Source organism: [Phormidium] sp. LEGE 05292 (genome assembly GCF_015207735.1).
In the GTDB taxonomy this organism is placed as follows: domain Bacteria; phylum Cyanobacteriota; class Cyanobacteriia; order Cyanobacteriales; family Aerosakkonemataceae; genus Floridanema.
Map to the genome: position 1 here is coordinate 1 of NZ_JADEWG010000173.1, position 12,148 is coordinate 12,148.

Consider the following 12,148-nt stretch of genomic DNA (forward strand, 5'->3'; position numbering starts at 1 on the left):
CCCCTAACCCCGCCCCTCATTATGCGATTAATATTAGTTGAAGATGAAATTGATGTAGGGTCTGCGATCAAGGAAGTTCTCAGCCATCAAGCTTATATCGTGGACTGGTTTTTAGATGGAACTCAGGCATGGAGTTATCTGGAAGACAGCTGGGTGCAATATACACTCGCTGTCTTCGATTGGATGTTGCCAGGAATTTCTGGAATTGAGTTGTGTAAACGGTTGCGGGAAAAAAACAGCGCCCTGCCAATCTTAATCCTAACTGCTAAAGACCGGATGGAAGAGAAAATTATTGGGCTCGATAGCGGAGCGGATGATTATTTGGTAAAACCATTTGGAATGCCCGAACTATTAGCACGATTACGAGCATTGCGCCGTCGAGTACCCCACTTCCAACCAAGACAGTTACAGGTTGGTTGCCTCTCGCTAGATTATGCAACTCATGCAGTTACTCGGACTTTACCCAATGAGGAGAAACAGGCAGTTGCATTGACTGCCAAAGAATTTCAGCTGCTAGAATACCTGATGCGACATCCCAACCAAATTCTGACCCGCGATCAAATTTTGAATCAGCTTTGGGAAATTGGCGAAGAACCAATTAGTAATGTGGTTGCCGCTCAAGTGCGACTGCTGCGACGTAAGCTAGGAGATGATAACAGCAGTCCTTTGATTGAAAATATTTACGGTGTTGGTTATCGCTTTAATACCCATCAGTAAATCAGGACAAGGAGACAAGGGGACAAGGAGAAGTTTATTAACTGAAAACCTTCTTTTTAACTTACAACTCTGTAAGGGCGGGTTTTGTTGTTAATTCTTCTGCTGAGAGTCAAGAATTTTCTGCTAAACCCGCCCCTACAACTCAAAACTCAAAACTTTCCTTCGATGCACCAAAATCGCTTATTTCGCCGAACACGCTTGCAACTCGCTGGTTGGTATGCGGGGGTGATGGGCTGCATCCTTGGTTTATGCGGATTTGGGCTATATCAAGTGATTGCTCATGCCTACTGGGAAACGATCGATCAAGGGCTAGAATCGGTAGCTGATGCCATCGATCAGAGTATTGAGCCAGTATTGCAACAACCGGGACAACTGCAAAAATTAGCACAGCAGCTTTCCCTGGAACTGTGTCAGACTCAGGCAAATTGTTTTACTCAAGGGACATTAGTCAAACGACGAATTTCTGGAGCCGTTGCACCTGTTAGTTTTTACCTGCGATTGTCCAAGTTGTCCAATACACCGATCGCGATCGCTGGATTACCCTTGGATCAATTACCATTAACTCCTGGTTCTCCTCGTTGGTTGACTTTGAAAACAGCTTCAGGAGAACAATTTCGCCAAATTTCTTTGCCACTCCAGTCAAAGAATCAACAATGGGGTTATCTGCAAATAGGGCGATCGCTGGCAGACCTAGACCAACATCTTACTGCTTTACGGTTAACTCTGTTGCTGGGGTGTCCAGTGGCGTTAATTTTGGTCGGTTTATCAAGCTGGTGGTTAGCAGGATTGGCAATGCAACCAATCTACCGTTCCTATCAACAAATCCAACAATTTACATCAGATGCTGCTCATGAGTTACGAACTCCGCTAACAGCAATGCAGTCTACTATTGACGCAACGCTGCTGCAAGTTAATTCTACTCAATCTTCCGTTTTAGAGTTAACAAATACACAGCTAAACAAACTCAAAAGTCAGACGCTAAGGCTATCCCAATTGGTGAAAGATTTGTTACTTCTGACCCGATTAGAGCGACAAGAACCACCGCAACAAATCTTTTGTTGTTTAAATGATTTGATTAGCGATTTGATTGAGGAATTGGCATTTATGGCGATCGCTAATCAGGTAACACTTACTGCTCAATTTCAAGTATCAGAACCTTTGGCAGTTTGGGGCAATGAACAACAACTTTATCGTCTAGTAAGCAACCTGATTGATAATGCCATTCAAGCAACGCCTGCGGGTGGCAAAGTAATTGTGTTACTAAACAAAAGTGAAAGTTACGCCATTATTCAGGTACAAGATACAGGAGTTGGAATTGCTCCTGAAGATCAAAGGCGGATTTTCGATCGCTTTTACCGAGTCCAAGCCGATCGATCGCGTCATACTGGAGGAGCAGGATTGGGATTAGCGATCGTACAAGCAATTGTACAAGCCCATCAGGGTAGCATTCATGTTCAGAGTCAGCTAGGAAAAGGTAGTACCTTTACAGTGCGACTACTTTTAGAGCATAAATAGGATTTTGCGGATTGAGATTCCCGACATAGGACTTACGCACTCTTTGCCTGAAACCTAGAGTCCCCCTTTTTAGCCCTCCGTCTTAGCCCCCCTTGTTAAGTGATATTCGCAAAGGGCAGACAGAGAAAGATAAAGAACCCTTTTTAGCCCTCCGTCTTAGCCCCCCTTGTTAAGGGGGGTTGGGGGGATCAAAACCTAGTAATCACAGCTTAGATCCCCCCTGGAGCCCCCCTTAACAAGGGGGGAACCAGCCCAAGCTTCGCCTATTAACATCACGGGGTAACAGGAAAGAATTAATAACTAGCAATTTGTGTTATTAACAAAGTTCCTAAAAAGTTCCTAACAGAGGTAGTACTTTCTTCTTCAACAATTCTACTAAAGCCGTTTCCATATACTCGTACTCATCAGGAATATCCAAGCAGATTACTCGTTTATGTTTAAGCCAGGGCTGAAAGTTTTTTGAGAGTTTGCTTCGGTGTGACTTCTCCATCACAAAAATAATATCTGCCCACTGAATTGCCTCACTACTTAATGGTATTTCTGCTTCTCGATCGAGTCCTGCTGAATCTACCTCTAATCCTTCATACTCTGCAAATACTGCTTCGGCTGTAGGGCTACGTAATCGGTTCTGACTACAAACAAACAACAATTTCATACTTAACAAGTTAACCTTAAAGCTTTTTCGTTGACGATCGACTAGCTTTCTTTAGCTGATTTTTTCTAAATTATATTACTGTCCTAACCTTTATGCGTAGTGCTATAGGTGGTAAATCTCTATCCAAAGAGATAGATACCTTTCAGGCTCATTTCATTATTCTATTTAATGTTTGATTAGTAAGTTAATGAAATAAAATTTAACTAAAATTTTAACTAACTATTTGTAAATACTAATAACCAATGACAATCTGATTGTCACATAATTAACCGATCTGACAAGCAAAACAATGTTCAATTTACCCCTGAATCGCAATGGTCTTCCTTATCCAGATCCAATTCATCCCATCATTGTTCATTTTGTAATTGCAATGGTATTTTTTTCATTTGTTTGTGATGTATTGGGCTACTTAACACGCAAACCTCGATTGTTTGAAGTAAGTTTTTGGAATTTAGTTATTGCTGCCATTTCTATTTTTCTAGCTGTGATTTTTGGTCAATTTGAAGCAGGTTTAGCACAACCATATAAAGCGGCTCAATCAACATTAACTTTACATACAATTACAGGTTGGTTTTTAGCAGCATTTCTGGTAGCAATAACTGCTTGGCGGTTTGTGATGCGCTATCGAAATCCTTTAAAAGTTTCTCCTCTTTATTTAGGATCGGCAACTTTTTTGACTTGTCTGGTATTTTTTCAAATGATTTTGGGCAGTCAATTAGTTTGGGTGTACGGACTCCATGTAGAACCTGTAGTAGAAGCAACCAGACAAGGAATTTTGAAATGATGATTTTATTGCTTGGTTTAACAGGAATTAAGGTTGGAGCGAATGATTTACCTTATTCGATTCCGATTCATCCTCAGTTAGTTCATTTAACCTTGGGATTAGTGATTATTGCGATCGCCTTTGACATTGCCGGAACACTCTTTCCCTTGGGAAAACCCATCTTCAAATTTTTGGCATTACCCGCGATTCGATCGAGCTTTTATGAAGTAGGTTGGTATAATCTCTTAGCAGCTGCGATCGTTACTTTTTTCACAGTTGCCGCAGGCTTTTTCGAGTTAATGTTGGCAAAACCACCAATTAATCAAATCAGCGATTGGGGATTGAGTGCCAATTTAACAATGTTATTTCATGGACTGGGTGGAATTTTATTACTAACTACAATTTGTGGGATGGCTGTTTGGCGAGGATTTCAACATTATCGATCGCGTAGCGTGCCGTCAGGCGTATCGCACAAAGATACATCCAGAGAAGTGCAATGGAGCTACCTTTTGGTAGGTATTGTACTGCTTGGTGTGTTATATATTCATGGAACGTTGGGCGCACAATTGGGAGATGAATTTGGCATTCATAACACGGCGGCTCACTTATTACAACAGGGAAAAAACCCAAATGAAGTGTTAACAGAAAAATCCACTAATCGCTAACCAAACTGCGGCAAATTATCTGTATCAATCTGAGCAAAATAAAATGAAAATGTTAAAAATTAACGCCCTACTTGCGGATGGCCCTTTACCAGATCCAAAAACCTTACATTCTCCTTCAAATGTACCAGCCGATCCTTTAATTAATCATGGAGAACAGCTGAGTGTTTATATTGGTTCTTTTCTATTAGTTATAGGAATTGTCGCGATCGTTGGTTTCTTTAGTCGTCGATTTGAATATGCTCTAATTGCAGCGTTAGTTCTGAGTTTCGGCTTTATAGCATTTTTGGCTTTCTCAAGGTGATGATTTGATTCCAAAAGTATTATATTGATGGAATATTATCTCTTGAAAAGCAAAGGAAGTACAAGAATGTGAACATTTTGGAATTCACTCTGTTAGTTGGGGTTACTTCCCTGGTGGCAGGATTTCTTGGTGCCTTGACTGGTTTAGGTGGTGGTAGTGTATTAGTTCCCGTTTTGACTTTATTATTTAAGGTTGATATTCGCTATGCGATCGGGGCATCTTTAGTTTCCGTCATTGCCACATCCTCTGGAGCCGCTGCTGCTTATGTTAAAGAGGGATTTACTAATATTCGGATTGGTATGTTTTTAGAAATTGCCACAACCCTTGGCGCACTGGTTGGTGCATTTTTAGCTACCAAACTTCCTACTTCTCTAATAGCAATAATTTTTGGGTTAGTTTTACTTTACTCTGCCTATCTCTCTACCCACACCAATCACGACGATTCCTTAGTTCTTCAACCCGACTTGATTGCAACTCGGTTAAAGCTAGATGGTAGCTATCCAACTAAACAAGGTTGGCAATCTTATCATGTCCAGAATGTTCCCGCAGGTTTTGGGCTAATGGCGATCGCAGGTGTTCTCTCCAGCTTACTGGGTATTGGTTCGGGTGCCGTGAAAGTGCTGGCAATGGATCGGATGATGAAACTGCCCTTTAAGGTTTCTACCACCACCAGCAACTTCATGATTGGAGTCACCGCTGCCGCAGGCGCAGGCGCATACCTCAGTCGCGGGTATATCGATCCAGGACTTTCAATGCCTGTGATGTTGGGTGTGTTGCTGGGGGCATTACTGGGCGCAAGAGTGCTAACTCATGCTCAACCAAAAATCTTACGGCTTGTATTTAGCGGAATTATTGTATTGCTGGCACTCCAGATGATTTACAACGGTTTGATCGGAAGGATTTGAAATGGCAAAATCAACTGAAGAAATTGCAGAACATCGATTTGCACAATTTCTCGGTAATTTACTAAGATTTGGCGTAAGTCTTGCCGTAATTTTTGTCGTTATTGGCGGAGTCAGGTATCTCAGTCATTATGGGATGAATCCACCGAACTACGAAATTTTTCGAGGCGAACCTGCTGATTTACGCAGCATACCTGGAGTTGCATCTGATGTCCTATCATTTCGCCGACGTGGATTTATTCAGTTTGGATTATTGATTTTGATTGCAACTCCAATTTTACGAGTTGCATTTTCTGCGATCGCTTTTGCCAAACAAGGCGATCGTACTTACCTGATAATTACCTTAGTTGTTCTGGCAATTCTGCTATATAGCTTATTTAACCCAACTTGAGCTGTTCTGTTTGTTCCCTGTTCCCTTCTTTCACTAAAACTTCCTGCTATCTTTATAAGCTAAAAGATAATAATACTAGTCTATTAGAATTATAGTTAGTGTACCTAACTGTTTGTAAGTCTTACAAAATGCGCCTTGTTTTTAGTCAAAGAGACATACATCTAAGGTTATTAGTTCTCAGTCGTCTGAGTTTGCTGTTGCTGGCGGTAACTTGTTTGTCTGCCTGTTCTGGTAAGGGAATAGCTGCAAAACCTCAAGCGGTGAGGGGTAAAGACGCTGTGCCCGTAAAGGTGGCGACTGTGGCTCAAAAAACTATACCATTAGAAATTCACGCGATCGGCAATGTCGAAGCTATATCTGTCGTATCCGTAAAAGCGCAAATCGGAGGACAGCTAAATCACGTTTATTTTCAGCCGGGTCAATTGGTGAAAAAAGGCGATTTGCTCTTCAAAATTGACTCGCGACCTCTAGAAGCAAGTTTAACGCAAGCAAAAGCAACTTTAGCAAAAGATTTGGCACAAGTTCAGCAAGCAGAGGCAAAACGATCGGCAGATTTGGCCCAAGTGCAGCAAGCTAATGCAAAATGGCAGGCAGATTTGACACAAATTAAACAATCTGAGGCAAAACGAGATGCAGATGCCGCCCAAATTAAAGCCGCAATCTCCAATCTAAGTAAGAATACGGCGGAAGCAAGACAAGCAGAGGCAGAAGCAAGGCGCTATGCCAGCTTGCTTAAAGAAGGCGCAATTAGTAAAAACCAATATGAACAATATCGCACTCAAGCGGAATCTTCGAGTGCAACTTCCCAAGCCGGAAAAGCAGCAATAGAAAACGCTCAAGCTTCCGCTAGGGCAAGTAGTTCAGCCGTCGAAAATGCGCGTGCAGTTGCCGCTGCCAGTAATGCCGCAGTGGAAAATGCCCGTGCCACAGTTAAAGCAGATGAAGCTGTCATCGAAAGTGCTCAAGCCACAGTTAAAGCAGATGAAGCGGCGATCGAAAATGCTCAAATTCAATTAAGTTACAGTTCAATTTATGCTCCCATTGATGGACGCACGGGCAGTTTATTGGTGACAGAAGGTAACTTAATTAAGGCGAATGATACAACAGCAATGGTAACAATAAATCAAGTTAGTCCGATTTATGTTACCTTCACTATTCCCCAACAAAAGCTGTCGCAAATTAGACAGTATATGGCTAATGGTCAATTAACAGTAAAAGCAATTATCGGTAAAGACGTACAGCATCCCGTAATAGGCAAGCTGACTTTTATTGATAATGCAGTTGATAATACAACGGGAACAATTAAATTAAAAGCAACTTTCGACAATTTGGATAATAGACTTTGGCCTGGGCAGTTTGTGAATGTGCTATTAGAATTGACGCAAGAAACAAATGCGATCGCTGTACCTTCCCAAGCCATCCAAACTGGGCAAAAAGGTCAATTTGTATTTGTAGTTAAACCAGATATGAGCGTTCAAATGCAACCCATTACTGTCAGCAGAACAGTGGATGGAGATGCAGTTATTGCCGAAGGATTACAACCTGGAGAAAAAGTTGTCACTGACGGAACTCTGCGTTTAGTTCCTGGTGCAAAAGTAAGAATAGGACAAGGAAGAAAGCCAGGTAAAGAAACCGAAGAAAAACCCGCCGATTCTCAAAAATAAGCCACTTAATTTATTGATTATCTGTGTTTATCTGTGTGCATCTGTGGATATCTGTGGTTAAAAATAAAACTCTGATTCTCACCAAAAGCCTCATCAATCTAACCTTATGAACATAGCAGAAATTTTCATCCGTCGCCCTGTAATGACAACTCTTGTCATGCTTGGCATTCTATTATTTGGTATTTTCAGTTATCGCTTGTTACCTGTTAGCAACCTACCCAACGTAGATTTTCCCACAATTCAAGTATCTGCCAGTTTACCAGGAGCTAACCCAGAAACAATGGCATCGGCGGTAGCAACGCCTTTAGAAAAGCAATTTTCGACTATTGCTGGCTTAGATTCAATGAGTTCTAGCAGTAGTTTGGGCAGTACCCAAATTACAATCCAATTCGATCTTAGTAGAGATATTGATGCTGCGGCTCAAGATGTACAAGCAGCGATCGCAAAAGCAAGCCGTAGTTTGCCTCAAGATATGCCTAATCCACCTTCTTATAGTAAGGTAAATCCAGCAGATCAACCAATAGTTTATTTAGTTCTTTACTCTCCAACTTTGCCATTATCTAAAGTCGATGACTATGCAGAAACTATCATCGCGCAACGTCTTTCTACAGTTAATGGTGTAGCCCAAGTCCAAGTTTATGGCGCTCAAAAATACGCAGTTCGCATTCAATTAGATCCCGAAGCAATGGCGGCGCGGGGAATTGGTATTGATGAAGTTAGTAATGCGATTAAACAAAATAATGTTAACCTTCCTACTGGGAATCTTTCGGGAGAACATAAAAATTATAACGTGCAAACAAATGGGCAATTAATGAATGCGGATTCTTACCGTTCTTTAATTGTGACTTATCGGAATGGTTCTCCGGTTTATTTAAATGAAATTGGTCAAGTAATTGATAGTGTTGAAAATAATAAAACTGCTAGTTGGTTTAATAATGAAGCGCGATCGATTACACTAGCAATTCAGCGTCAGCCAGGAACAAATACTGTGGCTGTGGCAGATGAAATTAAGAAACTTTTGCCTACTTTCCGCGAACAATTACCCGCTTCAGTTCAACTGGAATTATTGTACGATCGATCGGAATCAATTCGCGCTTCTGTTGATGATGTTGAATTCACACTTTTCTTAGCTATTTGCTTAGTAGTTTTAGTTATCTTTATATTTCTTCGTAATTTTTCCGCCACAATAATTCCGAGTTTGGCAGTTCCCATGTCGCTGGTGGCAACTTTTGCCCTGATGTATGTGTTGGGATATTCGTTAGATAACCTTTCTTTGATGGCTTTAACGCTATCAGTAGGGTTTGTTGTGGATGATGCGATCGTAGTTCTAGAAAACATTGTCCGCCGCATGGAAATGGGAGAAAAACGAATGCAAGCAGCCTTAAATGGTACTAAAGAAATTGGTTTTACTATTATTTCTATGACAATTTCTCTAGTAGCCGTATTCATTCCCATTTTATTTATGGGTGGAATCATTGGCAGATTATTCCGAGAATTTGCTGTAACAATTAGTGCTTCAATTTTGGTTTCTGGCTTAATTTCTTTAAGCTTGACACCAATGCTTTGCAGTCGGTTTTTACGTCCTCCACATACAGATAAACCAAATCGTCTATACAAAATTTCTGAGCAATTTTTCGATGGAATGCTAGGAATATATCGCTGGAGTTTGCAACGGGTAATTAGATTTCGCAAAACCACAATGATTGTTTCGCTAGCAATCTTCTTAGCCACTGGATTTCTTTTTAATACAGTTAATAAAGGATTTATTCCTAGTGAAGATACCGGACAACTTTCAGCCAGTACTGAAGCAGCACAAGATATTTCATTTGATGATATGGTACGTCATCAACAAGCTTTAGCAAATATAGTTCGTAAATCTCCTTATATAGAAGCTTTTTCTTCCAGTGTTGGTGGAGGTGCTAGTTCTACAACTAATTCAGGACGGATATTTATGCGGTTAAAACCCCGTTCTGAACGTCCTAGTGTAGACGAAGTTATTCAAGATTTGCGGAAAAAAATAAATAGAGTTCCAGGGATTCAAGCTTTCTTACAAAATCCTCCACCAATTAGGATTGGCGGACAATCTTCTAAAAGTCTTTATCAATTAACACTGCAAAGTATAGATACGGATGTCCTTTACCAATATGTACCAGAACTGTTAACGAAATTGCAGGAGATTCCCGATCTTCAGGATGTTACTAGCGATTGGCAACTCAAGAATTTGCAAGTCAAAATAGAGATCGATCGCGAACAAGCTGCAACCCAAGGAATTAGCATCGAACAAGTTCAAAATACCCTGAGAAGTGCCTACAGTTCCGCTGAAGTTTCTAGTATTTATGCGCCCAATGATGAATACTCTGTAATTTTGGAACTAGAACCGCAATATCAGCGAAATCCTGAAGAACTTTCTCTGCTTTATGTACATTCGGCAAATAATCAATTAATTCCTTTAGAATCAATAGCGAAAATAACCCAAGGTGTAGGGCCACTCACAGTTAATCATACCGGACAATTACCATCAGTAACAATTTCTTTCAACCTCAAACCAGGTGTATCGCTGAATAAAGGATTAGAAATTGTGCAAAACACTGCAAAGGAAATTTTACCTGCTAGTATTCTGACTAACTTTCAAGGTAATGCTCAAGTCTTTGCTTCCTCATTTCAAGGTATGGGTTGGTTGCTAGTAGTTGCCATTTTGGTAATTTACATCGTCTTAGGGATTTTATATGAGGATTTCATTCACCCCCTCACCATTCTTTCCGGTTTACCTTCAGCCGGATTTGGGGCTTTACTAACTTTAATGATTTTCCAAGTCGATTTAGATATTTATGCTTTTGTTGGCATCATTTTGTTAGTAGGTATTGTGAAAAAGAACGGGATTATGATGGTTGATTTTGCCATTGAATCCCAGAAAAATGAAGGCAAAAAACCCATAGATGCTATTTATGAAGCTTGCTTAGTCCGCTTCCGTCCAATTATGATGACGACTATGGCAGCATTGATGGGAACTTTACCGATCGCGTTAGGTTTTGGTGCTGGTGGTGAAGCTAGACGTTCTCTAGGTTTAGCTGTAGTCGGTGGTTTGCTTTTCTCTCAATTGCTAACACTTTATATTACGCCCGTATTCTATATATATATGGAAAAAATGCGATCGAGATTTAGCGATCGCAAACCCCAGCCAACCCAAATAACATTAATTCCTGAAAAGGAACCAATAAACAATAAATAACGCAAGTTGCTGGTTACAAATATTATCGGTTTGATCCCCCTAAATCCCCCTTAATAAGGGGGACTTTGAATCCGGTTATTCCCTTAATAAGGGGGGTTAGGGGGGATCAAAACACTTAAACTCACAAGAAACCCGGTTTTTCAGGTTTTGTTGATAACGGTGCAAGAACTCAGCTTATTTGTTCTGGTAATTCCGCTATATCAGTCTTTCCTACCAAAAATGAAAGAGGAGTGAAATTTAGTTTCTTCTTAGGATAGAAGTTATCTCAATCAAAGTATGGTTACATTTTGTTGAAGTAGATATTAATGTAAAAAATGTCAGGCAACTAATATTCCTTCGTTAGCTAGATACAAAATCTGCTATTTCCTCTTAAACTTTATCCGACGCTGAAATTTAAGTTTATAGTAAGCGGAATCCAAATTCGATATGTTAAATCTTCTCGAATATTGTCTGCTCGCTGTTCTGATTGCGATCGCTATATTTATAAGTCATTGGATTGGACAACAAGCCTATACTTGGATGCCACCACAAGCAACCGCAGAAGCGCAGCGTGTAGATGCTTTATTTAGCTTTCTGGTGTCCGTTGGTGCATTTATTCTGCTAGGAATAGTGGGAATGATGCTCTACTCTGTCTTATTCTTTCGGGCAAAGCCGGATGATTACAGTGAAGGACATCCTGCTAGAGGAAGTACAAAGCTAGAAATTCTCTGGACAGTGGCTCCAACGTTATTAGTATTATGGATTGCAGCACAGAATATCAATATTTACAATCAACTGAATATTTTAGGACTTAAGCAAATTGTCCATCTCCATTTGGAATCTCCTGCTTACGCCCAGTCAGATAACCCCAAACCTGCAACTGAGCAAATTCAAGTGATTGCAAAACAATGGGATTGGACATTTCGCTATCCCAATAATGTTACCAGTCATGAATTGCATTTGCCTGTCAATCAAAGTACTAGACTAGATTTGCAAGCAAAAGATGTGATTCATGGTTTTTTCGTTCCCGCCTTTCGCCTCAAACAAGACATAATTCCTGGACGTGATATCGATTTAGTGATTACACCGACTCGTGTGGGTAAATATCGCTTACAAGACTCACAATATAGTGGCACTTACTTTGCACTTATGGAAACGAATGTATATGTAGAATCACCAGCAGCTTACAATCAATGGCTTGCTAATGTCGCTCAACAGCCGATCGAAACAACAAATCCAGTCATCGCTGAACAAATGCAACCGCCCAAAACGCTAATCAAAACGGGATGGAATCCAGGTTTATTAACTGAAACAATAGCAAAAAAGGCAGAAAGTGAATTTCCCCCAGTCCCCAGTCCCCAATCCCT

General features: G+C 40.5%; 11 protein-coding genes. 10 read left to right on the forward strand and 1 reads right to left on the reverse strand.

All coding sequences use genetic code 11. The annotated features are described in order from the left end of the window. Positions 1-717, forward strand: a 717-nt coding sequence (gene rppA, locus IQ264_RS28015; protein ID WP_322744821.1) for a two-component system response regulator RppA, incomplete at its 5' end; no start/stop codon positions are given. Positions 718-882: 165 nt separating this feature from the next. Beyond that, complete coding sequence (rppB, locus tag IQ264_RS28020) at positions 883-2,232, forward strand: two-component system sensor histidine kinase RppB (RefSeq protein WP_193985149.1); 1,350 nt, start codon at positions 883-885, stop codon at positions 2,230-2,232. Positions 2,233-2,560: 328 nt separating this feature from the next. Here rppB and IQ264_RS28025 read toward each other — a convergent pair whose 3' ends face one another. After that, a complete protein-coding gene (locus IQ264_RS28025) occupies positions 2,561-2,887 on the reverse strand; it encodes a low molecular weight protein tyrosine phosphatase family protein (RefSeq protein ID WP_193985151.1) in 327 nt (108 codons plus the stop codon). A 289-nt stretch (positions 2,888-3,176) separates the two neighbouring features. Here IQ264_RS28025 and IQ264_RS28030 point away from each other — a divergent pair, with 289 nt between their 5' ends. The 8 genes from IQ264_RS28030 to IQ264_RS28065 all read left to right on the forward strand — a co-directional run. After that, a complete protein-coding gene (locus tag IQ264_RS28030; RefSeq protein ID WP_193985153.1) occupies positions 3,177-3,671 on the forward strand; it encodes a DUF2231 domain-containing protein in 495 nt (164 codons plus the stop codon). Then, positions 3,668-4,315 (forward strand): DUF2231 domain-containing protein, encoded by a 648-nt coding sequence (locus IQ264_RS28035; RefSeq protein ID WP_193985156.1) that lies wholly within the window; start codon positions 3,668-3,670, stop codon positions 4,313-4,315. Before IQ264_RS28030 ends, IQ264_RS28035 begins: the two co-directional genes overlap by 4 nt. Before the next feature lie 43 nt (positions 4,316-4,358). Beyond that, entirely contained in the window at positions 4,359-4,616 is a 258-nt protein-coding gene (locus IQ264_RS28040) for a hypothetical protein (RefSeq protein WP_228061881.1), read from the forward strand. Positions 4,617-4,684: 68 nt separating this feature from the next. Further along, entirely contained in the window at positions 4,685-5,521 is an 837-nt protein-coding gene (locus IQ264_RS28045; protein WP_193985158.1) for a sulfite exporter TauE/SafE family protein, read from the forward strand. Between the two features lies 1 nt (position 5,522). After that, positions 5,523-5,909, forward strand: coding sequence for a DUF1634 domain-containing protein (locus tag IQ264_RS28050; RefSeq protein WP_193985160.1), 387 nt, complete (start codon positions 5,523-5,525; stop codon positions 5,907-5,909). 128 nt (positions 5,910-6,037) lie between these two features. After that, positions 6,038-7,573: an efflux RND transporter periplasmic adaptor subunit gene (locus IQ264_RS28055; protein ID WP_193985162.1), complete on the forward strand. Its 1,536-nt coding sequence runs from the start codon at positions 6,038-6,040 to the stop codon at positions 7,571-7,573. Between the two features lie 106 nt (positions 7,574-7,679). Further along, positions 7,680-10,802 (forward strand): efflux RND transporter permease subunit, encoded by a 3,123-nt coding sequence (locus IQ264_RS28060; RefSeq protein ID WP_193985164.1) that lies wholly within the window; start codon positions 7,680-7,682, stop codon positions 10,800-10,802. Between the two features lie 426 nt (positions 10,803-11,228). Beyond that, positions 11,229-12,148, forward strand: a 920-nt coding sequence (locus IQ264_RS28065) for a cytochrome c oxidase subunit II (RefSeq protein WP_193985166.1), incomplete at its 3' end; no start/stop codon positions are given.